The organism is Lactobacillus taiwanensis DSM 21401 (assembly GCF_001436695.1).
GTDB classification, from domain to species: Bacteria; Bacillota; Bacilli; order Lactobacillales; family Lactobacillaceae; genus Lactobacillus; species Lactobacillus taiwanensis.
Genome location: NZ_AYZG01000034.1, coordinates 1 through 25882 on the forward strand (window position 1 = coordinate 1; position 25882 = coordinate 25882).

The 25882-nt window shown below is 34.8% G+C and carries 20 protein-coding genes and 1 pseudogene; 1 reads left to right on the forward strand and 20 read right to left on the reverse strand.

Annotation, left to right across the window (positions count from 1 at the left end; all coding sequences use genetic code 11):
• Positions 1-78: 78 nt before the first annotated feature.
• From FD18_RS04880 to FD18_RS04950, 15 genes and pseudogenes are all read right to left on the reverse strand, one after another.
• Complete coding sequence (locus FD18_RS04880; protein ID WP_057718891.1) at positions 79-1503, reverse strand: C69 family dipeptidase; 1425 nt, start codon at positions 1501-1503, stop codon at positions 79-81.
• Positions 1504-1542: 39 nt separating this feature from the next.
• On the reverse strand, positions 1543-2898 hold the full coding sequence (ftsY, locus tag FD18_RS04885) for a signal recognition particle-docking protein FtsY (protein WP_057718892.1): 1356 nt from the start codon (positions 2896-2898) through the stop codon (positions 1543-1545).
• Positions 2899-2900: 2 nt separating this feature from the next.
• Complete coding sequence (gene smc / locus FD18_RS04890) at positions 2901-6461, reverse strand: chromosome segregation protein SMC (protein WP_057718893.1); 3561 nt, start codon at positions 6459-6461, stop codon at positions 2901-2903.
• A 14-nt stretch (positions 6462-6475) separates the two neighbouring features.
• Complete coding sequence (gene rnc / locus FD18_RS04895; protein WP_057718894.1) at positions 6476-7156, reverse strand: ribonuclease III; 681 nt, start codon at positions 7154-7156, stop codon at positions 6476-6478.
• A 107-nt stretch (positions 7157-7263) separates the two neighbouring features.
• Positions 7264-8871: pseudogene (locus FD18_RS04900) on the reverse strand (oligopeptide ABC transporter substrate-binding protein).
• Positions 8872-9011: 140 nt separating this feature from the next.
• Entirely contained in the window at positions 9012-10766 is a 1755-nt protein-coding gene (locus FD18_RS04905) for an oligopeptide ABC transporter substrate-binding protein (protein ID WP_057718895.1), read from the reverse strand.
• Between the two features lie 303 nt (positions 10767-11069).
• A complete protein-coding gene (locus FD18_RS04910; protein WP_057718896.1) occupies positions 11070-11984 on the reverse strand; it encodes an ABC transporter permease in 915 nt (304 codons plus the stop codon).
• Positions 11985-11999: 15 nt separating this feature from the next.
• Positions 12000-12962 carry an oligopeptide ABC transporter permease gene (opp4B, locus tag FD18_RS04915; protein WP_057718897.1) on the reverse strand — a complete coding sequence of 321 codons (963 nt, stop codon included), beginning with the start codon at positions 12960-12962 and terminating at the stop codon, positions 12000-12002.
• A gap of 2 nt (positions 12963-12964) precedes the next feature.
• A complete protein-coding gene (locus FD18_RS04920) occupies positions 12965-13933 on the reverse strand; it encodes an ABC transporter ATP-binding protein (RefSeq protein WP_057718898.1) in 969 nt (322 codons plus the stop codon).
• 6 nt (positions 13934-13939) lie between these two features.
• On the reverse strand, positions 13940-14950 hold the full coding sequence (locus tag FD18_RS04925; protein ID WP_057718899.1) for an ABC transporter ATP-binding protein: 1011 nt from the start codon (positions 14948-14950) through the stop codon (positions 13940-13942).
• Between the two features lie 156 nt (positions 14951-15106).
• Complete coding sequence (gene acpP, locus FD18_RS04930) at positions 15107-15349, reverse strand: acyl carrier protein (protein ID WP_004895326.1); 243 nt, start codon at positions 15347-15349, stop codon at positions 15107-15109.
• Between the two features lie 56 nt (positions 15350-15405).
• Positions 15406-16407 carry a phosphate acyltransferase PlsX gene (plsX, locus tag FD18_RS04935; RefSeq protein ID WP_057718900.1) on the reverse strand — a complete coding sequence of 334 codons (1002 nt, stop codon included), beginning with the start codon at positions 16405-16407 and terminating at the stop codon, positions 15406-15408.
• Positions 16408-16424: 17 nt separating this feature from the next.
• Positions 16425-18464, reverse strand: a complete 2040-nt coding sequence (gene recG / locus FD18_RS04940) for an ATP-dependent DNA helicase RecG (RefSeq protein ID WP_057718901.1) — start codon at positions 18462-18464, stop codon at positions 16425-16427.
• Between the two features lie 3 nt (positions 18465-18467).
• Positions 18468-20132, reverse strand: coding sequence for a DAK2 domain-containing protein (locus FD18_RS04945; protein ID WP_057718902.1), 1665 nt, complete (start codon positions 20130-20132; stop codon positions 18468-18470).
• A gap of 21 nt (positions 20133-20153) precedes the next feature.
• A complete protein-coding gene (locus FD18_RS04950; protein ID WP_057718903.1) occupies positions 20154-20516 on the reverse strand; it encodes an Asp23/Gls24 family envelope stress response protein in 363 nt (120 codons plus the stop codon).
• 171 nt (positions 20517-20687) lie between these two features.
• On the opposite strand from FD18_RS04950, the gene rpmB reads away from it, so the two are divergent.
• Positions 20688-20873: a 50S ribosomal protein L28 gene (gene rpmB, locus FD18_RS04955; RefSeq protein ID WP_003647522.1), complete on the forward strand. Its 186-nt coding sequence runs from the start codon at positions 20688-20690 to the stop codon at positions 20871-20873.
• 48 nt (positions 20874-20921) lie between these two features.
• On the opposite strand, the gene FD18_RS04960 is transcribed toward rpmB, so the two are convergent.
• From FD18_RS04960 to FD18_RS04980, 5 genes are read right to left on the reverse strand one after another with little or no spacing between them, the layout of a single operon-like run.
• On the reverse strand, positions 20922-21590 hold the full coding sequence (locus FD18_RS04960; protein ID WP_057718904.1) for a thiamine diphosphokinase: 669 nt from the start codon (positions 21588-21590) through the stop codon (positions 20922-20924).
• Entirely contained in the window at positions 21587-22237 is a 651-nt protein-coding gene (gene rpe / locus FD18_RS04965; RefSeq protein WP_057718905.1) for a ribulose-phosphate 3-epimerase, read from the reverse strand. Before rpe ends, FD18_RS04960 begins: the two co-directional genes overlap by 4 nt.
• An 8-nt stretch (positions 22238-22245) precedes the next feature.
• Positions 22246-23139: a ribosome small subunit-dependent GTPase A gene (gene rsgA / locus FD18_RS04970; RefSeq protein WP_057718906.1), complete on the reverse strand. Its 894-nt coding sequence runs from the start codon at positions 23137-23139 to the stop codon at positions 22246-22248.
• Positions 23139-25121, reverse strand: a complete 1983-nt coding sequence (gene pknB / locus FD18_RS04975) for a Stk1 family PASTA domain-containing Ser/Thr kinase (protein ID WP_057718907.1) — start codon at positions 25119-25121, stop codon at positions 23139-23141. Before pknB ends, rsgA begins: the two co-directional genes overlap by 1 nt.
• 2 nt (positions 25122-25123) lie before the next feature.
• Positions 25124-25876: a Stp1/IreP family PP2C-type Ser/Thr phosphatase gene (locus FD18_RS04980; protein ID WP_057718908.1), complete on the reverse strand. Its 753-nt coding sequence runs from the start codon at positions 25874-25876 to the stop codon at positions 25124-25126.
• Positions 25877-25882 lie beyond the last annotated feature (6 nt).

A 25882-nucleotide genomic window follows, 5' to 3' on the forward strand; every position in this document is an offset into this window, starting at 1 on the left:
TAGTTGCTTGATTCTTTTTCAAAACTATTCATCAACAGGATTTGACAAACAGCCCTCTTTTTCTATAATCTATTTAAATTATAAGTTTGGATCCATCTTAAATGTTAACTTAGACATCTTAATTGCGTCTGTAAACATCTGACCCATTAATTCTTCACTATCTTTCTTAGTATGAGCAACAGTCTTTTGATTTTCTTGAGTCAAGTAATCAGTTAATTTTTCTCCACTCAAATCTTTAGCGTTTTCGATAACTTCTTCAACACGTCCACGGTAGTATCTATTTAATTCTTCTAGGTACTTAGTATTAAGTTGAACAAATTGAGGATAATGACTTTCAACTAAAGCAGCAAGAGACTTGTAATACCACCAAGCATCTTCCTTATTATAAGTCATTGAAGTATTGTTAAATGAAGGATCCGTATCATTCATATTTGCAAAGAATGGAATGTAAGGGGTAAATGTTGGACCACCGATACATAACCACATAATACCTGCTATTTCTTCAGGAACATCGCTTCTAATTTGTAAGATATGTGAGTTTTGAGTTCTATTTAAACCAATTGGACGATAGAGATGCTTTTCTTCTTCAGTTCCATGTCCAAATGGATCAAATGGCGTATCTTGATAGTGAGAACCAAGTGCATACTCAATATCTTCCTTAGCTAACTTTTTAGAAGCTTTTCTAATGAATGGAATATCTGGATCTTCAGGATCTTGTTCAATTTCTGGATTGAAAAGCTTTTGAATATACCATTGACGACTGGTATTGTAGTGACGATCTTGTTCAGTATAAGTTCCGAAAATATGACGGAAATTCCAACCTTCATGATCTGGATTCAAGTGATGTTCTTCAACAAATTCTTGGATTCCTTCACTCCACATAAAGTTATCTTGATCATCAAAGTTCACTTCTTGAATAGCTACGCGGTTACCAGTTGCAGCATAACAATCATCTGGAATACGTTGGGCAACCCAGTGGTGACCAGTAACAATTTCCATGTACCAAATTTCATCCTTATCACCGAATAAAACTGAATTTCCTGCTGGAGAACCATATTTCTTAATTAAAGCACCAAGACGCTTAACACCATCTCTTGCAGAATCAATGTATGGTAAAACGACGGTTTGCATACAATCTTCATCCAAACCATCTTTAACCAATGGATCAAAGGCTAAAGTTCTTTCATTACCATAAGTTGATTCAGTACATGACATGGCAACATTCTTTTGGTTAATACCACTTTCGTCATAATAACCAAGTTTCTTATAATCAACATTGGGAACAGCTGGCACTCTTTGAGCATCTTCTGGCAAATCCATTTCAAATTTATTAAGCCAAGATTTAATCTTACGTCCTTTTTCACCGTGAGCAGCCGGTTCAATGATGAACTTTTGAGGTGTAATTGCGCCAGCAGTATCATCATTACGTGAAATCATTACTGAGCCATCGATTGAGGCCTTTTTACCAACTAAAATAGTTGTACATGCACTTAAATGCTTCATATTTACTCCTTCTATAATTACTCGTAATTTTACCTATTATTAGATTATTCCTTGGAAGAGACCAATTGCAAATTTTTCTGCATCAAAGTCAGCTAAATCGTCAACTTTTTCTCCTAAACCGACTAATTTAACTGGTAAGTCCATTTCATTTCTAATTGCTAAAACTACTCCACCCTTAGAAGATCCGTCAAGTTTAGTTAAAACTAAACCAGTAAGTTTTGTTGTTTTATCAAAATCTTTAGCTTGAAGCAATGCATTTTGACCAGTTGAACCATCTAAAACTAAAAGTACTTCGTTTGGTTGATCGGGCAAGATTTTCTTTATCGTACGCTTTATCTTATCAAGCTCGCTCATCAAATTTACTTTATTTTGAAGTCGCCCAGCAGTATCAACTAATAAAAAGTCAACGCCTTCTTCTTTAGCTTTTTTAACACCATCATAAACCACAGAAGCTGGATCAGCTTTTTCAGGACCCGTAATAACTTCAACACCATCACGCTTGCCCCACTCTACTAATTGTTCAACAGCCCCCGCTCTGAAAGTATCAGCTGCTACCATCATAACGGATTTTCCTGAATCTTTAATTCTTTTAGCCAATTTACCGATTGTAGTAGTCTTACCTGCTCCATTGACTCCTACAAACAAATAGACGTTAGGTTTAGCTTCAGTATCATCTGCCAATTTAGCATCCTTACCTTCTCCACCTTTATCGTAAATATCAACTAATTTTTCGACAATAACTTGTTTTAAGGCATCATGACTTTTGGCATTTTGTAATTTTGCCTCATCCCTCAAAGAATCAGTTAATTCTTCAGCAGTTTCGAAACCTACATCAGACTCAATTAGCAAATCTTCCAAATCATCAAAGAAATCTTCATCAACCGTTCTAAATTTAGCAAAGAATGCATTTAAACGAGCACCAAATGAATGATTGGTTTTTTCTAATCCTTTATCATATCTTTCTTGTTCGTCTTCTTCTGGTGCTTCTTCCTCAGTTACTTCTGCCGTAACACTTTCTTGATCATCTTGATCTTCAACTTCTGAATCAGATACTTCTTCTATATCCTCTTCTTGTTCTTCAGACTCTTCTTCTGACTGATCTTCTACTTCTTCAGCTGGTTTTTCAGCCTCATTTTGCGTTTTTTCAAATGCACTACCAGCGTCACTCCAACCAGGCGTTTCTTCTGATTCGGTATTTTCTTCGTCAGATTGATCTTCAGTTTCTGAATCGGGTACCTCTTCTGAATTTTTTTCAACATTTTCTGCTTCAGAAGGCTCTTTTGATTCTTGAGTCTCTTCATTTGATTTTTCAGTTAGTTCTTTTTCTTTATTCTCTTCTTGTTCTTCATCTTTATGACCAAAAAGAGATTTTTTGATTTTATCAAATAATCCCACTACTATTTCACTTCTTTCTTAATCTCATTTAATGATACTGACAGCACCTTCGAAATTCCAGATTCCTGCATTACAATTCCATACAAATTATCTGCTTTCTGCATCGTACCACGACGGTGAGTAATCACAATAAATTGAGTCTTCATATCATAGCGATTTAAAAATTGAGCAAAACGATCAACATTGGTTTCATCCAAGGCCGCTTCTACTTCATCTAGAATACAGAAAGGCACTGGATTAACTTGCAACATTGCAAATAATAAAGTAATTGCAGTCAAAGCTCTTTCACCACCAGAAAGAAGTGTTAACTTTTGCGATTTCTTACCAGGTGGCTGAGCGATAATTTCAATTCCTGTTTCAAGTAAATTCTTAGGATCGGTAAGTTCTAATCTTGCATGTCCACCATCAAACATAATTGGGAAAATTTTAGCAAAGCTTTTTTCAATTTGATGGAACGTTGCACTGAAACGACTCTTTACTTCATCATCTAATTTCGACATTGATTCTTCAATATCTTTTCTTGCATTAAGCAAGTCTGTTTGTTGACCATTCAAGAAATCATAGCGTGTTTTTACATCTTCATATTCTTCAATAGAATTTAAGTTTACTTCACCAATATCTGCTAAAGACATCTTATGTAGATGAACTTCGCGCTCTAGCTTCCTACGTAAGTCTGTTGTATTTTGACCCTTAGATAATTGCAAAGCAGCTTCAAAGGTAAGGGAATACTCTTCACTTAAAGTTTTAAGTTTTTGATTAATTTGAGACTTCAGCTCTCCTAATTTAGCTGAATATTCTTCTTGCTCAGCAGCTGTATTCTTACGCAAATTATAGTTTCTTGTGGCAACTTGATCTAGATTATTTATCTGCGCATCAAATTTTCCTAAATCTTGATTTATTTCAGCAAGAGCCTTTTGCATTTGCTTTCTCTTTTCAGACAATCGAGAAACTTGTTCTTCAACCTCAGTTTCACTTTGTCCATTTTGAGACAATGTAAGGGCCTTAATTTTATTATCAATATCCTTTAAACGAGCATTAGTATTAGTTAATTGTTCCTCTAGCTCAGTCTTTTTTGCAGTAATATTTTCAAGCTTATTCTTAACAACAGCCAAATCAGAATTTAAGTTACTCAATTCATTTTGTAGCTTTTGATAAGCCTCATCAAAATCACTAAGATCATATTTTAATTGATCCATTTGTGTTCTCTGCTTTTGGGCTAATTCTTCAAGTTCTACTTTTTTAGCTTGTTGCTTTTCAAGGCGAGTTGATAGTTCTGCTTCTTCTTGCTTTTTTTCTAGTTGCGCTTTTTGTTGTAAATCATTTAATTGAGTTAAACGTTTTACTTCTTTCTCTTCATTTTCATACTTAATAGCTTGCTCGCTAATTTGTTGATTTAATGAGGTTAAATTACTCTTCTTAGTTTCTAGTTCTGCCTGCAATTCATTTAAGACTTGATTTAACCCATTCAAAATCTCTTGTAATTTAACAAACTTTTCTTTGCTTGCCTTAATTTGAGCAGTCAGCTTATCAATTTCTGCATTTGTTGCAAGTGGTGAATTATTTCTAGTATTTCTAGTTCCCCCAGTCATACTTCCGCCAGGACTGATAATATCACCATCTAAAGTCACAATTCGATAGTGACGACCAATTCTACGTTGCACGCGCAAAGCAGTATCAATTGTATCAACTACCAAAACATTTCCTAAAAGATAAGAAATAGCATTGGAAATATCGATATCCGTCTTTGCAGTAACGAGGTTTGCTGCTACGCCCTTAAATCCATCAATGCTTTGAAGAGACTTAATTGTTGAAGCAGCAATTTCATTATGTCGCAATCCATCTAAAGGTAAAAAAGTAGCTCTACCAGTACGAGTTTGCTTTAACAAATTAATTGCATCCCTAGCACTATTTTGATCAAGCGTTACTAAATCTTGAACTCCGCCACCTAAAGCAGTTGATAATGCTGCTTCTAATTCGGCTGGGAATGAAATTAATTCACCAATAACCCCAACAATACCATGGAAATCACTTTGATGATTTAAAACATACTTAACCCCATAATAGTAACCTTCATGGCGATCTCTAATTCGCTTTAAACCTTCTACTTGAGCGGAAATTTGTTGAAGATTATTACGTACTTGGAAATAGTTCTGCTCATTTTGATCTTTAAGTTTGCTCTTCTGTGCAATTTTTTGATCAAGGACTGATATTTCTTCATTTAATTTTTTACGTTTAAGTACTAAATCATGTCCTTGTTTTTTTAATTGGTCAAGAATTTGTTGAGACTCTGATAATTGCTCTTCAACCTCTTGCTGACGACTATCAGTTGACTTCTGATTACGAGTTAATTCATTTTTCAAATAAACAATTTCGTTATTATTGCTGGTTTGATCTTGTAAAGTTTGAATGTAATCAGAACGAACCTTCTCTAATTGATTATTTAACTGTTCTGGTCCCTGCTTCAATTCTTGCTTTAATTTTTTTTGTTTTTTCAAAAAATTAGCAAGTATTTTATTTTGACTAACCAAATCTTTTTCATTACTATCAAGTTGCTTCAAAAGATGTTTTTGACGTTCTTTTAATTCATCAGATTGAGCGGTATATTCCTTTTGCGTAGCAACATCATACTCACGAGATTGCTGATGCATTTGTAAATCAGTATTCAAAGCAGCAATTTTTTGCGTTAAAGCTAATAATTCTTGTTGTTTTTCATCTTTTTCTGCATGTCGCTTATTTGACTGCTTACGTTTTTCCTCTAAATCAGCTTGAGATTGTTTAACTTCATCATCAAGCTTATTTAAGATTCCTTGATTAGTAGCTGCTTTTTTAGCAACTGCTTTTTTTTCTTCATTTAAGCTTTCAATTTCTAAGCCTAGAAGCTGTTTCAACTTATGATCAAGTTGATCTTTTTGAAACTTATATTCTTTTGCTAACGAGCTTTGTTCATGAAGAGGCTCAATTCTACCCTCTAACTCCTTAACCAAGTCATTAATTCTAATTAAATTGGCATTAGTCTTATCTAACTGCTTCAAAGCAATCTCTTTTTGTTGCTTAAAATGAAGTACCCCAGCAGCTTCTTCAAAAATTTCCCGTCGTTGCTGCGGCTTAGAATTAAGAATTTCATCAACTTTACCTTGCGAAATTATTCCCAAGCTGTCAGATGACATTCCAGACTCAATAAAAAGTGTTTTGACATCTTTTAATCTAACTGGATGATGATTTAAAAGATAATCACTTTCGCCGTTACGCAAAATTTTTCTTGTAACTACAACTTCATCATCATCAGAGGCAAGTTGATGATCACGATTATCGAAAATCAGCTCAACTTCTGCATGATTCATCGGAGCACGCATTTGACTACCAGCGAAAATAACATCTTTCATATTTTCACCACGTAAAGACTTGGCAGACCCCTCACCCATTACCCAGCGAATTGCTTCTGTAATGTTACTTTTTCCACTACCATTTGGACCAACGATGCCAGTAATACCATTATTAAAGCTAATTATCGTCTTATCAGCAAAAGACTTAAAACCATTTAAAACTAATTGTTGTAGTGGCACAGACTCACCTTTTCTTATTTATTTTTAGCTAATGCAGCTTGAGCCGCTTGCTGCTCTGCAGCTTTTTTATTACGTCCTTGTCCCTCTGAAACTTTTTCACCATTTACAAGTAGCTGAACTTTAAAAGATGGCTTTGATTCATCTTCATCTATTACTTGATATTCAATCTTAACTGGTCCATTTACCTGCAAACGCTCCTGAAGTTCAGTTTTATAATCGCGTGAGGCATTAAAATCTCCTTCAGCAATTAATGGATAAACTGTCAAATGTAAGAAGTGCTGTACTGCTGGCATTCCTTGATCCAAAAAAAGCGCACCATTAAAGGCTTCAAACACATCTTCAAGAAGTGTTTTACGTTTTCTTGCCCCAGCTTTTTCTTCTCCTCTACCCAAATTAATTTCTTTTGGGAATCCACATTCAATTGCAAATTCAGAAAATCCTTCTGTTCTAACAATATTAGAACGCATTCTGGTTAACTCACCTTCATTTAATTTTGGAAAATGCCGATAAAGATAATCAGATACAGCTAGTTCAAGAACAGCATCCCCAAGAAATTCTAATTTTTCATAGTCCTTTCTACCAGGATGCTCATTAGCATACGAAGAATGCGTAAATGCATCTTCGAGTAATTTTTCATTATTAAATTTTATTCCATATTTTTCTTTTAAGTTTTGTTTAAAAGCTACTGAAACCATAGTTGCTTCCTTTCTTTAACTCTTTAATTATACCTATTTTATCCTATTAAAAAAAGATAAAGAAAAAGTGTGACCTAATATAAGTCGCACTTTTAAATAATTTTTATTTATTTTGCATAGCCAACATAGTACCAGTTAGGGAATCCACCACCCATACTCTTAGATGGTTCTAATGAGTATCCAGTTAACTTATTGTTAATTGCGTAAATGCTGTAGCTATTAGCAACTGGCACAACATAAGCTTCCTTATCCATGTATGCTTGCCATTGATGGAATTTCTTAACTCTGTAGCTATTATTAAAGGCCTTTTGTGAATCAATATCGTTTAACAAGTCAGTATTTTCTTTAGTGACAAATCTACTGTAGTTAAATGGTGCTTTTGCGCCGTATAAGTCTTGAGGTGATGGTTCAGAAGAAAGTGACCATGCACCCATGAACATATCTACGTCTTTAGAATCATTTTGAACCTTGTCGTAGAAGGAATTCATTTCCATTAAACGACCATCAGTTAACTTAACATTCAAGCCCATTTTCTTCCATTGTTGAATGTAATTTTGAATGATTGGTTCTTGAACTTTACTACCACTCATGGCAGCTAAACGAATAGTTAAAGGTTTACCATTTGGTTGAACACGGTAAGTTCCCTTCTTCTTGTATCCAGCTTTATCTAATAGTTCATTACCCTTTTTAATGTTATAAGTGTATCCCTTAACATTCTTATCGAAGTAATCACCGAATTGCTGTGGAATTAAAGTTGGAATTCTAAATGAAAGACCTGATGAGTATCTCTTATAAACTTGGTCAACATTCATACCATAGGCAATAGCTTGACGAAGAGCTTGATTATTCATCTTAGCGTCTTTGTTCATTACGTTTTCGCCCTTAGAGCCTTTAATATCTTGCCATTGAGAGTTACTTACTTGGGTGACATCAAATTTATTACTCTTAATTGATTGAGCAACTGAAGTTGGAGTAATTACGGAAGCTGTAATTTTATCTAAGTGTGGTTTATCTTTATAGTAATGTTCGTTTGGAACCCAGAAAACTGATTGTCCACGAACCACTTTACTTACTTTATATGGACCATAGAACAATGGATTCTTACGAATCTTATTGCTTGAAATAAGCTTATCAAATGGAACATCTCTTAAGCAATGATAAGGAGCAACAGCTTCCCAAATACAGCTATTACCACTTTGTGTCATTCCAGGCTTCATTTCTTTAAAATGAAGTACTACTGTACGACCATTTTCGCCATCTGGCATTTCAATCTCTGAAATAGTATCAGATTTTCCATCATGATATTCTTGCAAACCTTCAAGTTCAGCTAAACTTGAAGTGTAAGGTTGAGAATGAGTTGCTTTATTAGTGATAATTTCATAAGCATATTCGTAGTCTTTTACAACCAATGGCTGACCATCAGACCACTTAACTTTAGGATTAATAGTAACGGTTGCGGTTTTAGCATTCTTATCAATCTTAATATCTGGCGCTCCACCTTTTACATACTTCTAAGTATTGTTAGTTGATAATTCATCATTAAAAATATCTGTAAATGATGTATCGATAACTACAACGACACTAACCTTACCACCATCTTTAATTGTTTTCTTGGGAGTTGACTCCTTAAAGTTAGGGTGACTACAGTTATTGCTGTTACTATTACCACAGGCTGCTAAAGTTAAGACTACACCTGAATTAATGTACCACTTAATTTGCCTTTCCTTATCGAATTTTCCTCCAATAATATTGGGCAAGTTGATATATTTAATTTTAGCCCTGAAGCCGATTAAAACAAGTTGAACAAAAAACGATCGTCAAAATTGACGATCGTTTGAGAAAATTCATAAAATTATTATTTGGCAATTCCAACGTTGTACCAAAGACTGTTAGCAGCCGAAGGTTTTAATGAGTAACCAGTAATCTTACTGTTAACAGCGTTTACACTGTAACTGTTAGATACTGGAACGACATAAGCTTCATCATCCATGTATTTTTGCCATTCATGGAACTTCTTGACACGATAATTCGTATTAAATGCCTTTTCAGAATCCATTTCTTGAAGTAACTTAGTGTTCTTAGCAGTTACAAAGCGTGAGAAGTTATAAGGAGCCTTTACACTGTACAGGTCATTTGGTGATGGTTCTGATGATAATGACCATGCACCCATGAACATATCAACATCCTTAGAGTCGTTTTGAACCTTGTCGTAGAAGGAATTCATTTCCATCAAACGACCACCAGTTAACTTAACATTCAAGCCTAACTTCTTCCATTGTTGGATATAATTTTGAATGATTGGTTCTTGAGTAGAAGTACCAGTCATAGCAGCTAGCCGAATAGTTAAAGGTTTTCCATTTGGTTGAACACGGTATTTACCCTTCTTCTTGTAGCCAGCTTTATCAAGAATTTCGTTACCTTTCTTGAGGTTATAGTCATATCCTTTAACATTCTTGTCGAAGTATTTACCAAATTGCTTTGGAATTAAAGTTGGGATATGGAAAGTCAATCCATTAGTATAACGTTTCGTTACAGCGGAAACATTCATACCATAAGCAATAGCTTGACGTAATGATTTATTGTTCATCTTGGAATCCTTATTCATTACGTTTTCGCCCTTAGCTGCATCCCACTTACCAACTTTAAAGCCTAAATAGCTATAACCAAGCGGAATATTTGCAATCCAGTTAACGTTATTAGTATTAGCTACATTCTTCCATTGCGAGTTAACAACCCCAGCAATATCATATTTGTGACTCTTAATAGCCTGAGAAGCTGAATTAGGGTTCAAAACTTGAATTGTTACTTTATTTAATTTTGGTGTACCTCTCCAGTAGTACTTATTAGGTACAAATGTTACAGCTTGACCACGAACCACTTTGCTCATCTTATAAGGACCAAAGAATAGTGGATTCTTTCTTACTTGATCGGAGGATTGTAACTTATTAAATGGAACATCCTTTAAGTAGTGGTATGGAGCCGCAGCCTCCCAGAAATAACCGTTACCACTAAATTTCATACCCGGTTTCATTTCTTTAAAGTGAAGTACTACAGTTCTGCCATTATCACCATCAGGCATTTCAATACCAGAAATAGTGTTAGATTTTCCATCGTGATATTCGCTTAAACCAACAATATTTTGAAGTGATTCAGTATAGCGAGAAGACTTTGTTGCCTTATTAGCAATAATTTCGTAAGAATATTCAACATCCTTAGCAGTTACTTGCTTACCATCTGACCACTTTACACCCTTTTTAACAGTAATAGTGGCAGTTTTATTTTTATTATCTAATTTTAATGTAGCTGGACCCTTATCATTAATTTGATAAGTATCATTTGTATCAAATAATGCCTCATTAGCAGGTGCCATTGCATCGGTATCATTTTGAGTATCTGACAATTCATTTAAGAAAATACCGGTAAATGGTGTATCAGATTCAAGGGCAACACTTACTGTACCACCCTTTTTAACAGCTTTCTTTGGAGTAGCTGACTTAAAGCTCTTAGTTGGGTTATCTACCTTAGAATTTGAATTATTATCACATGCTGCCAATGTTAAAGCAACACCAGAAAGTAAAGTTAAACTTCCAAATAGTTTGGCTTTCTTCATAGTTATATTCCTCCATCTATTTGGGACAAGTTGATGATTTAATAGTATCATCATCAAACTCCTAATACAACGCTTTCGCTCAATTAATTTTAATATTAATTTATTATATATAGTCGTAAATGCTGATTTATAGCCTATATCAGAGCTTTTTAATTGCCATAAAAAACTTATTTCAGTAGAGCAAAAATTAAATTTATTCCCATTATTAAACAAACAAAATTAATATATCAGCTGTATTTTGGGCAATATATACAAAAAAGCAACTCAATTATGAGTTGCTTTTTAATGTTCATACAATTAAATTTAATTTTCACGTTGGCGAGCGTCTCCAGCTCTTTGAAGAGCACGACCAACATAGTTAATACTCAAGGAAATAATTAACAACAAAATAGTTGCTGGTAACCACAACCATGGACGAGTAGTGACGTTAACTGGGTCATTAGCAAATCCAATTAAAGTACCAAGAGATGGCGTAGTGGTTGGCAATCCATATCCTAAGAAAGATAAAGTAGTTTCAATACCAATGTTACCAGCAATTGCTAATACCACCTCAATAATAATAGCAGAAGTAATGTTAGGTAAAACTTCACGGAAAATAATCGTTAAATTAGATGAACCAGAAGTTTTTGAAGCCAAAACATATTCACGCTCTCTTTGTGATAGAACGAAGGCACGGAAGTATCTAGCCGACCCAGTCCATCCAAACATAGAAATTAACCATACTAATGTTCCTGCATTATAGTTAGGAATAACAGTAGTTAAAACAATGATGATTGGGAACATAGGTAAAATCTGGATGAAGTCAACTATACGCATGATAATTGCGTCGGTAACTCCACCAAAGTATCCAGAGAACAAACCAACTAAAAGTCCTATACCTTCACAAAGTACAGTAACAGATAGACCAATCAAAATAGAGTTTCGTCCACCCATCATCAATAACTTCAGAATATCACGACCACCGTCATCAGTACCAAAGACGTGACCTGATTCGCCCCAAGCATAATATGCTTCAGCGATATTAATTTCTGTTACCTGACTCTTATTTAAGAATAATGAACCGACGAAAGTAAATAGTAAGATAGCAACGATAATACAAAATGAAACAAATGCTACCTTATCACGCCAAACCTCGCGAACAATAATCTTAAATCCAGATGGTGGTAGAGAGGTTTTAGCATTTTGATCTTTTTTCGATGTGTTTTTATCTTTAGCCATAATTTCTACTCCTCCCTACTTAATCCGAATTCTTGGGTCAACAATACTCATGATAATATCTGACAACAAGTTACCAATTAAAGTTAACACACCAAATAATAAAATTAAAGCAGTTAAAGTACTATAGTCACGTTGTCCAATTGAATCTAGGAACAACTTACCCATACCAGGGTAACTAAAGACTGATTCAATAACCATTGAGCCTGAAAGCAAACCAGTAATAGTGTTACCCAAGAAAGCAGCGATTGGTAAGAGCGAGTTTCTTAAAATGTGTTTATTAAAGACAACATTTTCTGGAACACCCTTACTACGAGCTGTTCTTACATAGTCTTCAACCTTATTATCAACAATACCAGTTCTTAAGTATTGAACAATTGCTGTAGTGGAGATTAAAGAACAAAGGATCGAAGGTAGAATCAAGTGATAGAACCTACTCCAGAAGTAAGCAAAAGTACCTGGGTTAACGTCTGCACTTACAGAACCAGAAATTGGGAACCAACCTAAAGTAAATCCGAATAGCCAAATACCTAAAATGTAGAAAACAAACGGAGGTACAGCATAAGTAATGTAGTTAAAAATTTGTACTCCGTGATCTTGCCATTCATCTTGGTGACGACCGGCTGTAACACCTAATGGAATTGCAATTAAATAAGTTAAAACAACAGTCATTAAAGACAACCAAAAAGTGTTAACCGCACGGTCCCAAATCAAAGAAGTTACTGGCACCTTTTGAATATATGATTGACCTAAATCACCATGGAACATGTTTCCAAGCCAGCGAGTATATTGAACCCATACCGGATCATTCAATCCATATTCCTGTCTTAATCTTGCAATTTCCTTAGGGTCTGAATTCGGATTAATCATTCCAGTAAATGGGTCACCAGGCATCATTTTAGCCAAAATAAAGACTAGTAAACTCAAGATAAGTAACTGGGGGATCATAATCAGGATTCGACGTAAAACCGTTTTCCACATACCTATTCTCCCTCCTTCAATTCTTGTTGAATCATATCTTTAGGTAATGCAACGAAATGACGATCGCCAACTTTTTGAAGTGGTAATACACGACCATCTTTTTCATACCATTTATCTTGATCTTGCAAGAATTCTTTTTCTACGCGTTGACGGTCTTCCTTATGCTGTTCTCTATTTTCAACATCAACAACAGGAATTGCGGAAAGTAGACGTTTAGTATAAATATGCATTGGGTTCTTGTAAATTTGATCACGTTTACCAATTTCTACAAAACGTCCACGGTGCATAATAGCAATATCTTCTGACATGTGTTTTACAACACCTAAATCGTGAGAAATGAATAAGTATGCAATGTTATATTCTTGTTGAATATGCTTCATAAAGTTCAAAACTTGGGCTTGAACTGATAAGTCCAAAGCTGATGTTGGTTCGTCAGCCACGATTAATTTTGGATGAGTAGCAACGGCACGTGCAACCCCAATTCTTTGACGTTGACCACCAGAAAATTCATGTGGAAACTTGTAAATTGCATCACTAGGCATTCCAACAATATCCAAAAGTTCTTGAACTCTCTTTCTTTCTTCATCAGTAGTCAAGTTCTCGAAGTTTCTAATTGGTTCAGCAATAATGTCTTCAATACGTTTTCTAGGGTTCAAACTAGACATAGAATCCTGGAAAATCATTTGCACATCTTTATTGTAGTTAAGCTTTTTACGGTTAGATGCCTTAGTAACGTCAACACCTTTATACAAAATTTGACCGTTAGTTACTTTTTCAACACCAACAATTGCTTTACCAGTAGTTGATTTACCTGAGCCTGATTCACCAATTAAACCGTAAGTTTCCCCTTCTTTGATAGAAAGATTAATTCCATCAACGGCCTTAACATATCCAGTAACTCTATTCCAGAAGCCAGAACGAATTGGATAGTGAACTTTTAAATTTTTTATTTCGATTATTTCATCGGCCATAATTTCCTATCCTTTCTTTTCTTCATCTTGAAAATGGAAGCTTTGCCAGCAAGTACATCTTACAAAGTGTCCTGGTTCAACTTCATGAATCTTAGGATTCTCTTCATGAGCACTTGCAGGAATCCAAGGAATTCTTGCTGCAAATCTATCTCCAGTTCTCGGCATATTAACCAGTGAAGGAACTGTTCCATGAATCACATGAAGATCCTGACTTTCATCATCTGTTTGCGGCATAGAATGAAGAAGTGAACGAGTATATGGATGAAGTGGATTTTGAAAAATAGTCTTGACATCTGCTTTTTCAACAATTTGTCCAGCATACATAACTGCTACTTGATCAGCTGTTTCAGCCACAACACCCAAATCGTGAGTGATTAAGACAATTCCTGAGTGAGACTCTTTTTGAATTTCCTTAAGTAAATCTAAGATTTGTGCCTGAATAGTAACATCTAAAGCTGTAGTTGGTTCATCAGCAATAATAATTTCTGGCTTACATGCGATTGCAATCGCAATTACAACACGTTGACGTAAACCACCAGATAATTCATGTGGGTACATCTCATACATTTCTTCTGGACGAGGCATACCAACTTGGTTAAAGAGTTCAATTACACGTGCATGACGTGCCTTTTCATCCATATCTGTATGGTAGTAAAGTGTCTCAGCAACTTGATCTCCAACCTTCATTAAAGGATTAAGAGAAGCCAATGGATCTTGGAAGATCATTCCAATATTATTACCCCGAATTTTATTAAATAATGATTCGTTCAAATTAACTAAGTTCAATTCATTGTATAAGATATCTCCGGTTACTTTCGTATTTTTATGGTCATACAAACCAATAATGCTTGAAGCAATTGTGCTTTTACCACAACCAGATTCACCAACAACTGCCAAAATCTCATTTCGTTTCAAGGTTAAGTTAATGTCATCAGCGGCATCATAAAACTTACCATGCAAACGATATGCGGTATGCAAGTGTTCGATATCCAATAAAAGATCACTTTGCTTTTCCAAAGGCCATTCTCCTCTCAAACCTTACGACATTATTAAAAGTCAATTAGATTTTCAATTTAATGTCATTATTATAAACAAAAGATACTGCTATTTCAACAACTTTATAAAAGTAAATGAAAAATGACAGTATCTTCTGAAATTTCAATGATTAAAATTTTAATTTTGGTGACTCTTAATGTATTCTACTGCTTCACCAACAGTTTGTAATTTTTCTGCGTCATCATCTGGAATTTCTGCTCCAAATGTATCTTCAAGATCCATTACTAACTCAACGAAATCAATTGAATCTGCATCTAAATCATTCTGAAAATTTAAGTCTTTAGTGATCTTATCACGATCAATACTAAAACGTTCTGAAATCATATCAGCGATTTTGTTAAAAATTTCCTCTTCGGTCATTTCTTTTAACCTCCAAAAAAGTTTAGTTTAATTCTAAGGCATTTTTATATTAAAGTCTAGCGAGATTTACTGAAGTATTTTTTGTATTCTCCAACTAAATCTTGGCTAAGCATTTTATCAATTTGCAATAATGTGTAGTAAATCGGACGGATATTAGATCTACCATGAGTTTTAACAACCGGAGCATTAACACCAAGTAACACAGCCCCACCATATCTTGCCGTGTCAAATCTCTTCTTTAAGGCAGTAAGCCCTGGTTTAGCTAGCAATGCACCAACTTTAGGACGCAAACCATTATTTAAAAGAGAGTCTTTAAGTAAGCGCAAAATAACGCCAGCCGTCCCCTCAATAGCTTTAAGCGTAGCATTTCCAGTAAAGCCATCGGTTACGATGATATCGGCTTTTCCTTCCATTAGATCGTTTCCTTCAACGTTACCAATAAAGTTAAGATTAGTTTCTTTAAGAAGCTTATAAGCTTCCTGGTGAAGAGGATCTCCTTTATCATCTTCTGCTCCATTGTTTAATAAAGCAACTGTTGGCTTATTAATATTTCTAACTTTTTCTGCATAAAAGTTAGCCATCTGAGCCCATTGGACCAAATATTCAGGCTTACTTTGTGCATTGGCACCAACATCGATAATATTGAATCCCTGTTCACTCTTAGCACTTGGGAGAGTTGGCATTAAAGCAGGACGCTCAACGCCTTTAATTCTACCAATAATGAAAATTCCGCACGCTAATAATGCTCCAGTATTTCCAAGTGAAAATAATGCACCAGCTTTTCCAGATTTCACGTAATTAGCCGCAACTACCATTGACGAGTCTTTTTTTCGTCTAATTGCTTTAACCGGTTCATCGCTATCGACAATAATTTCACTTGTTGCTATTATTTCTAAACGATCTTTTTTATCTTCGGGAATTAGACGCTTAATTTTTTCTTCATCCCCGAATAAAACAAATTTTGTATCCCTTAATTTCGGTTTTACTTTCAATACGGCATCTACAATGGCCTTAGGAGCATTTTCTCCGCCCATCGCATCAATTGCAATTGTTTTCATATTTACTCCGTCTAAACTTAATTATTATTCAAATCTTTCTTATATTTTAGCACTTCTTGTAAAAATGTATTTTCTGAGCTTTCCAGATTAGGATCAGCCTTAACTAAAATACGTGCTTCTTTTTGTGCAGTTACTAATGTATTATAGTCATTAACTACGTCTCCAACCTGAAATTGGGGTAAACCTGATTGAGCTTTTCCAAAAACGTCTCCTTCGCCACGTAATTTTAAATCTTCTTCTGCTAATTTAAAACCATTACTAGTCGAGGTAATAATATTCATTCGCTTTTTGCCAATTTCAGTTTTAGGATCACTTATAAATACACAAAAACTTTGTGTTTGACCACGACCAATTCTTCCCCGAAGTTGATGTAATTGACTCAATCCAAAACGGTCAGCGTTAAAGATCACCATCATATTTGCATTAGGTACATCAACGCCAACTTCAATTACGCTCGTAGTAACTAGAACATCAATCTTTCCAGCAGCAAAACTATCCATAATTTTGTTTTTCTGATCGCCCTTCATTTGACCATGAAGCAAGACTACATTTTCATCCTTAAAATATTGTGCCAATCGCGCTTGTAAATCTTCAGCATTCTTTAAATCGCTTTTTTCGGATTCGCTAATTAGTGGTGTTACAACATAAATCTGAAAGCCCTTGTCTAATTGCGATCGCATTAAATCCAATACTTCTTTCAACTTACTAGAGGTTGCCCAAGAAGAAACGACTGGCTTACGTCCCTTAAGCAAGTGACGAATTTCTGAAACAGTCATATCACCATATACAGTTAAAGCTAAAGTTCGCGGAATTGGAGTTGCGGTCATCGCTAATACATCAGGTGTATCTCCTTTTGTAATCAGGGTATTTCTTTGATTAACACCAAAACGATGTTGCTCATCAATAATTATTAAGCCAAGATTTTTAAAATGGACATCCTTTTGAATTAAAGCATGCGTTCCAATGACAACATTAATTGTTCCATCAGCCAGTTCTCGGTAAATTTCTTTCTTTTCTAAATCTTTAGTATCACCTGTTAATAAGGCAACTCTAACTCCTAAAGGTCTCAACAATTCATCAACTTTAGCAAAATGTTGTTGTGCCAAAATTTCAGTTGGAACCATTAATGCAGCTTGATAACCAGCTGTTATTGCAGCATAAACTGCAAAAACTGCTACTACCGTTTTTCCGCTACCTACATCTCCTTGAAGCAATCTTCGCATTTGTCTTGGAGAATGTAAATCAGCAAAAATTTCATTAACTACCTTTTTTTGATCATTCGATAATTCAAAAGGAATAGTTTGAATCAACTCTTTTACAGCAGCTAAATCATATTTTTTAGCAACTCCCGGTACATCTTCATCTCTTTGAGATAAAAGCTGCGCCAATTGCACTTGAAAAAGAAAAAATTCTCTAAAAATTGCACTTCTACGAGCTATTTTGGCTTCGTTTCCACTTTTAGGATGATGCATCTTTTCAATCAAAACTTGATCAGAAAGCAGCCTATATTTTTCTCTCAAAGCTGCTGGAATAGTTTCTCCTACTTCATCTAGCACCTCATCTAAAGCAAGATCAATTAGCTTTTGCAGCTTACTTTGTTTTAAATGACGATTAACCGAATAAATAGGAGCAAAGCCAGAATCTTTCTTTTCAGCTACCATTTTAAAACCACTTAAGGCTTGCTTTGCTACCTGATATTTACCATAAACGGCAATCTCTTTGCCAATTTCGACTTTATCTTTTAACCAGGGTTGATTAAAAAAATTGACCATGATTATGTCATGATCAATTTTTATTTTAAAGCTGAGCCTTGTTTTTCGATAACCAAATCGGCTAACAAATGGAGCTGTTACCACTATTCCTTTTAATAAAACTTTTTGTCCGTCATCAATTTGATTAAGCGGAAGTGTCTCTAAGTCGTCATACCTAAAAGGAAAGTAAAACAGTAAATCATAAATTGTATTAATGCCCAAACTAGTTAAGGCAGCAGCAGTTTTAGCGCCTACTCCCTTTAACTTAGTCACTGGTTCAAATAACTTACTCTGCTTATTATTCATTTTTTATTCCACAGATATTAAGAAGTAATATACTGGTTGACCACCATCATGAATTTCAAATTCAAGATCATCATGATCAGCTTCAAGTTTCTTGACTACGGCATCTGCTTCTTTTCTAGTAGCGTCACTACCGTACATAATGGTAATGATCTCACTATCCTCATCTAGCATTTTTTCAATCATTGCCACTGCCGTATCAACTAAATCAGGATTATCAATCTTAATCGTACCATCCACAATACCAAGATAATCATCCTTCTTAACTTGGATATCATCAATTTTAGTATCACGAATTGCCTTAGTAACTTCACCAGATTTAACTGTATCTAAGTCTTCTGACATAGCTTCAACGTTTTCTTCTACTGATGCGTCAGGATCAAAAGAAAGCATCGCAGTTAATCCTTGAGAAATAGTCTTAGTTGGCACAATTCCAACTGGAATATCACTAACTTCAGCAGCTTGTTTGGCAGCCATGATAATATTACCGTTATTTGGCAAAATAATGGCCTTTTTAGCGCCTGATTTAGTAATAGCGTCCATAATATCCTTAGTAGACGGATTCATAGTCTGACCACCAGAAATTATTCTATTTACGCCTTCACTCTTAAACAGCTCACGAATTCCATGACCAGAAGCAATGGCAATAACTGCGAAATCAACACTTTCTTCTTGTTCTTCGTTATTTTCTAAAATAGTTTCATGTTGAATACGCATATTATCAATTTTAATTTTACCTAGTTGACCAAACTTTTGACCATAAATAAAGACATCGCCAGGATGTTCTGTATGAACGTGAACCTTAGCTACTTCACCATCTGAAACAGCAAGAAGTGAATCACCAAGTTTAGAAAGATGTCCTCTAAATTGATCAAGATCAAACTTCTCTTTATTTGGAACATCTGCTGTTAAATCAACCATAATTTCTGTGCAGTAGCCGTTCTTAATATCACCAGTTGATAATTGAACTTGCGCAGCTTCAGCTTGATGGTGAGCAGCATTTATTAATTCATCCATTTCACCTTCATCAAGTTGATAGTCATTATTATCCTTTTCACCAAGTACTCCTTCTAAGAATCCTTGATAAATAAATACTAAACCTTGACCACCTGAATCAACTACACCAACTTGTTTTAAAACAGGCAATAAATCTGGGGTAGTCTTTAATGCTTTTTTAGCACCGTCAACTACAGCTCTCATTACTTCACTGACATCATCAGTTTCGTTAACCTTATTTTTACCTTCTTCAGCTGCAACTCTTGCAACAGTCAAAATTGTTCCTTCAACAGGCTTCATAACTGCCTTATAAGCTGTTGCAACACCATTTGAAAATGCATCAGCTAGATCTTGCGCAGTTAAAGTCTTTTTGCCCTCAGTAGCTTTATAAAAGCCTCTAAAGAGTTGAGAGGTAATAACACCACTGTTACCACGAGCTCCCATTAGCATTCCTTTTGAGAGACTTTCAGTTAAATCACCGACAGATTCACTAAGGTTTTCATTAACTGCCTTAGCTCCACTTTCGATGGTTAAGTTCATATTAGTTCCAGTATCACCATCAGGTACTGGGAAAACATTTAATTTATTCACAAATTCAGCATTTTTGCCCATGCGATGAGTTGCTGCACGAACCATATCTCTGAATTGATCACTATTAATTTCAGTTAAAACCACAATTAACTCCTCCAGATTGCATTATTCGTCTAGAATCTTTACACCTTGAACAATAACGTTTACAGATTTTGTTTTAATGCCTAAAAGATTTTCAAGATTGTATTTTACACTATCTTGGACATTGTGACTTACTTCCGAAATTTTTAGGCCATAACCCACAATAATATATACATCAACGACTATTTGATTATCATTAGTTTTAATTACAACACCACGTCGATAATTTTCGCGGTTTAAAATAGTATAAGCACCATCACGTAGAGCATTTTTTGAAGCCATTCCAACTACACCATAGTTAGAAGTTGCTGCTCCACCAACAATAGTAGCGATAACACTATTTGAAATATCAATTAAGCCATATTTTGTTTTAATTTTAACAGCCATCGTATTCCTCCATTAACGAAGAACAATTTTTTCTCAATTTATTTTAACACAGCATGCTTTTATATCAACAATGTTAGTTTTAAGAAATTCAAAAGACGTTATTGCACAAATACAAAAGCTGTGATAAATTAGATAAGTACTACAACACAAATAAAGGAGGGTTTAGCACAAATGGCAAAAGACATTATTACTGGCCGCAAGACGGTCTTTGGTAACAAGCGTTCAAAGGCTTTGAACTCCGTGCGGCGTTCATGGAAGCCAAACCTTCAAAAAGTTCGCATCCTTGTTGACGGTAAGCCAAAGCGTGTTTGGGTATCCGCTCGCGCTTTGAAATCCGGTAAGGTTAAACGTGCCTAATTAAGAAGTAAAAAAATAAAAGGGATCAAGATTTTTTCTTGATCCCTTTTATTTTTTATCTCGGCTATTAATTACGATTAATGTACCTGCTCTGCAACCAATTTCTATATTTTGCCCTTCTAAATACTCATTTGAGGAATACATCGTTGGTGCAGATAAATCAGTTTTAGCTAAATCATATCTTGCATTTTTGATATAAAAATTTTGCACTGGTGTAAGCGTCCCAATTCCTAAATATTTATATGCGGCATTATAAGCAATAATATGTTTACCTTCTTTAAAAAATCTTATTAGGTTTTGTTTATCTATAAATTTGATTTTTTCAGCAAAACGATTAAATGGTGGCTTTAATACTGCGTACAGATTAACTAGAAAATGATCTAGTCTTCCACCTGTTGCACCATAAATAGTTAAATTTTCAACCTGATAATCAACAAATGCAGCATAAAACAGCATCTCCGAATCCGTAAAATCTTTAATTGGATTCGAATATCGCATATCCTGAACCTTTCTTTCTACTTTTTCTCGCTCTTCAAATGACAAAGAGTCATAATCTCCCAAAGCTACATCTGGAACTATTCCTAATTGTAATAAAAAAAGGCTTCCCCGGTCACTAGCCATAATTAGGGCGCCCTCTTTACGTGCCTTCTTGATATCAGCAACTATTTCTTGCGGCCATTCTTCTTGTGGTCCGCCTAATAACGCAATTGCTTTCATTTGTCTTCTTTTTTCAATTTCATAACTTGATCTTTGATACTACCATTTTTAAAAATATAAGAACCCACAACAAAAATAGTAGCCCCTGCATCTCTAGAAATTTTCAAGGTTTCACGATCTATGCCGCCATCTACTTCAATTGGTAAGTTCAAGTTCTCCGCTTTAATCATGTTTTTCAACTCAACCAAACGTTCAACAGATTTTTCTTCGAATTTTTGCCCACCAAATCCTGGCTTTACAGTCATTAAAAGAACCTGATCCAAATCTTTTAAAAACGGTCTTACCTTCTGAACTGGAGTTGAAGGATTAATTGCCATTCCTCTGCGAACATTATGATCTTTTAAATATTTTAACCAATAACTTGGATTATCAGTAGCTTCATAATGAAACTCCAAAAGATCGCATCCTGCTTCAACAAAAAGAGGCAATGTAATTTTTAAATTATTACTCATTAAATGAATTTCAGCCCCTGTTAATGGAAAAGAACGTTTAAAATCCTTTACTAATTCTGGACCATAGGACAAATTAGGCACAAAATATCCATCCATAATATCAATATGAAATCTATCAATTCCACTTTCTATAGCGGCTTTAATATCACGACTTAAATGCATATTATCTGCATTTAAAATTGATGGTGCTATCATTGGTTCACCTATTTCTTCAAATACTCTGGCATTCTATTATCAGCTATTTCTTGTCTAATCTTTAAATAAGAATCATAACGACTTTTGGCTATTTTTCCTTCTTCAACTAACTTTTTAACCTCGCAACCTGGCTCTTTTAAATGTTGGCAGCGTCTAAATTTACATTTAGTACTTGCTTCTTTAAGATCATAGAAATAATTTCCTAATTCATCAACTTTTATCTTAAAAAGATCAATCGCTGAAAAACCAGGTGTATCTGCAATAAAGCCTTCACCATACTTAAATAACTTTACTTGTCTAGTTGTGTGTTTTCCACGGTTCAAAGCTGTTGAAATTGCTCCTGTTTCTTGATTGGCTTCACTTTCTAATTTATTTAAAAGTGTTGACTTACCAGCGCCAGATTGACCAGCTAAAGTCCAAATTCGATCTTTTTGAATCAGCTTTGGCAGTTCTTGCTCTAATCTTTCTGCATCCTCGAAAACCAGATAGCCAATTTTTTGATAATACATTAGTTCCTGACGAATCTTCTTCATTTTTTCAGAAGACGCAATATCAGATTTTGACAAATAAATAACTACACCAACATTTTTCCAAGCAAAAAAAGTTAAATATCGATCTAAAAGCTCAAGTGAAAAATCCGGTTCAACTGCTGAGATAACTAATAATACTTTAGAAACATTGGCAACTGCAGGCCGGCCAATTTCATTTAGTCTTGGAAGAAGTTCTACTAAATAGTTCATTCCTTTATCATCTAGTTGAACTACTACTCTATCTCCCACCAATGGCTTTTGCTTACGATCTCTAAAAACTCCACGTGCTCTAGTTCTCACTACTTCATTATTAATTTCAACATCATAGTAGCCAGAAATCGCTCCAATAATGGTTCCTTGTGCTTTTTTCATTATTTATTAACGTCCTCATCTAAAATCGTATTACCATTTCTCAAGATCTTAATATGACCATTTTTCTTGCTTAGTTTAAATGGAACTGTAAAACTTTGTTCAGAAGTTATATTCATATCACGATAAATATTATTAATTGAATGATCATCATCAGAAACATAGACTTGAATATGATCTGGTGTCTTTTGCGAATCGCTTTGACTAGAACTAGGTGGATAACTAATTGTATACGACTTAGTAACAGTAGTAGTAGTATTACTTGACGTACTCTTTTCATCGTGTTTATTAGCTTTAGCTACGACAATAGTCAAAGTATCTCCAGAACTTACATCTGTTCCAGCTTGCGGTGATTGACGTAAAACCTTTCCATCATTTTTTTCATCGGAACTTTCTTCTTCAACTTTTAAGGAAAGATTATGTTCACGAGCGTAATCTTGTGCATCCTTTAAAGAATAACCCACAATATCCCTCAACTTTATTGTATGTCTTCTGGATCGGCTACTACTCGCTGGTGCGTGTCCCTTTGATACCAGTAACGTCACAGTTGTCTTATCAGGATTAATCTGTTGACCAGGTTCAACATCTTGTGCATTAACTTGATTCTTAGGATTGCCAGAATATTCTTCTGTTTTGGTAACCGTAAAACCTAGTTTAACTAGTTGTTTTTTTGCAATACTATAAGGCATCCCAATTACATTAGGCATTTCTATAAGATGGACACCTTTAGAAATTACAATGTTAACTTTTTGTCCATCTTTTATTTGGGAGCCAGATGGTGGTTCCGTTCTAATTACTTCGCCTTTGGGAACTGTGTCAGAATATTCATAACTAATCTTTCCAATTTTCAAACCCGAAGATTTTAAAGAACTTTTTGCTTGTATTTGAGACATTTTATTAAGATTAGGAATATCTACCATATCTTTTCTGCCAAGGGCAAAAAATAGAATTATCATAATTACACAAAAAGCTATTACTGCTCCAAGCCACCACCATGTATGACCCTTTAGATTCTCTAAAAGACCTTTTTTCTCTTCTTGAGGCTCTTCTTGCTTCTTAACTTCATGATCTTTATTATGAACGCTTCCTTCTAAAGGAGGAATAACAATTGTCTCGTCTGCTGACGGATCATGTTGCGGCTTAAAAACAGGCTCATCTTTACGTTTAGGATCTAAAGAAGTATCCAAGTCCTCTTTCATTTCTATTACAGATTTATAGCGATCTCTTGGATCTTTTGCAGTAGCTTTAAATACTACGTTTTCAAGAGCTTGAGGAATTGCTGGATTTTTATCTCTTAAAGATGGTGTCTTTTCTTGAAAATGCTTTAAAGCAACTGTTACGGCATTTTCACCAGTAAAAGGAACACTTCCAGTTAAGAGTTTATATAGAATTATTCCTAAAGAATAGATATCTGACTGCTTTGTAGCCATACTGCCCCGAGCTTGTTCAGGTGACATATAATGTACCGAGCCCATTGCAGTATTAGTTTGAGTCATCGTACTTTGATTAAGTGCAATCGCAATACCAAAATCAACGATCTTAATATTGCCCTTCTTATCCATTAAAATATTTTGTGGCTTTAAGTCGCGATGGATCACATTATGCTTATGTGCCAATGCCACAGCACTCAAAATTTGATCCATAATATCGATAACTTTAGGTAAAGGAATTGGACTATTATGTTGAATATATTTTTCTAAGTCAGGTCCATCAACATAATCCATTACCAGATAATGCCGGTCTCCCTCAGTTCCTACATCAAGAATAGAAACTATATGCGGATGACTTAATTCACTAGTAGAAAGTGCCTCTCTTTGGAAACGTTGAATAGTCTGAGGATCCTTCTGCAAATCTAACCTTAATACTTTAACAGCAACTTTTCTTTGCAAAATAATATCTTCGGCTAGATAAACATTAGCCATCCCGCCTTCACCTAAAACAGAGATAATTTTATAGCGACCACCGAGCAAATGGCCCTTTTCCATTGCTATTTGTCACCCTCCTTTTCTACATAGGTAAGTAAGCAAACAGTAATATTATCTCCGCCACCTAAACGATTAGCTTCGTTAATCAATTTATTGCAGCGTTCTTTTAAACTTAAATTTTTAGTCGCAAGAATTTGTTGAATTTGCGGATCAGTCAATGAGTTAGTTAAGCCATCAGTACATAGAAGAAAAATATCTCCCGCATGTACTTCTAATACATCATATTCTGGATTTACTGTACTTGATACACCTAAAGTCTCAGTAATGATATTTTTTTGAGGATGATTTCTAGCTTGTTGTTCAGTAATTTGTCCCATTTTAACTAGTTCATGAACTAAAGAATGATCTTCAGTAATTTGTTTAAATTCATTTCCACCATATAAATAGCATCGTGAATCCCCTAAATGAGCAATTAAAATTTTCTCCGTAAACGCAATTGCTAAAACTATTGTAGTTCCCATTCCATTTAGGTCTGCAAAGCGATCAGCTGTATTTAAGATAGTTTCATTCTCTAACCTCAATTGAACTGTTAACCACTTTTGAGCTAATTCAGGATCAGTAAAATCTGTTTTTTCAAAATTGTGACCCAAATGACTAACTGCCATAGTTGATGCCACATCACCACCTTGATGACCGCCCATTCCATCACAAACGATCCCCATAATAATATTATTTTGATTTTTAAATACTTTTACAAAGTCCTGATTAGTTTCTCGGACTCTACCAATACTTGAAGCAAATGCTGTCTTAATCAAAATTAC

Excerpts from the sequence above, each read along its gene's own strand:
- rpmB (WP_003647522.1), top strand. The coding sequence starts at position 20,688 with ATGGCAAAAGACATTATTACTGGCCGCAAGACGGTCTTTGGTAACAAG.
- FD18_RS04910 (WP_057718896.1), bottom strand. The coding sequence starts at position 11,984 with ATGGCTAAAGATAAAAACACATCGAAAAAAGATCAAAATGCTAAAACC.
- opp4B (WP_057718897.1), bottom strand. The coding sequence starts at position 12,962 with ATGTGGAAAACGGTTTTACGTCGAATCCTGATTATGATCCCCCAGTTA.
- pknB (WP_057718907.1), bottom strand. The coding sequence starts at position 25,121 with ATGGAAAAGGGCCATTTGCTCGGTGGTCGCTATAAAATTATCTCTGTT.
- acpP (WP_004895326.1), bottom strand. The coding sequence starts at position 15,349 with ATGACCGAAGAGGAAATTTTTAACAAAATCGCTGATATGATTTCAGAA.
- FD18_RS04920 (WP_057718898.1), bottom strand. The coding sequence starts at position 13,933 with ATGGCCGATGAAATAATCGAAATAAAAAATTTAAAAGTTCACTATCCA.
- FD18_RS04960 (WP_057718904.1), bottom strand. The coding sequence starts at position 21,590 with ATGAAAGCAATTGCGTTATTAGGCGGACCACAAGAAGAATGGCCGCAA.
- rsgA (WP_057718906.1), bottom strand. The coding sequence starts at position 23,139 with ATGAAAAAAGCACAAGGAACCATTATTGGAGCGATTTCTGGCTACTAT.
- rnc (WP_057718894.1), bottom strand. The coding sequence starts at position 7,156 with ATGGTTTCAGTAGCTTTTAAACAAAACTTAAAAGAAAAATATGGAATA.
- FD18_RS04950 (WP_057718903.1), bottom strand. The coding sequence starts at position 20,516 with ATGGCTGTTAAAATTAAAACAAAATATGGCTTAATTGATATTTCAAAT.
- plsX (WP_057718900.1), bottom strand. The coding sequence starts at position 16,407 with ATGAAAACAATTGCAATTGATGCGATGGGCGGAGAAAATGCTCCTAAG.
- recG (WP_057718901.1), bottom strand. The coding sequence starts at position 18,464 with ATGAATAATAAGCAGAGTAAGTTATTTGAACCAGTGACTAAGTTAAAG.
- FD18_RS04880 (WP_057718891.1), bottom strand. The coding sequence starts at position 1,503 with ATGAAGCATTTAAGTGCATGTACAACTATTTTAGTTGGTAAAAAGGCC.
- rpe (WP_057718905.1), bottom strand. The coding sequence starts at position 22,237 with ATGATAGCACCATCAATTTTAAATGCAGATAATATGCATTTAAGTCGT.
- FD18_RS04905 (WP_057718895.1), bottom strand. The coding sequence starts at position 10,766 with ATGAAGAAAGCCAAACTATTTGGAAGTTTAACTTTACTTTCTGGTGTT.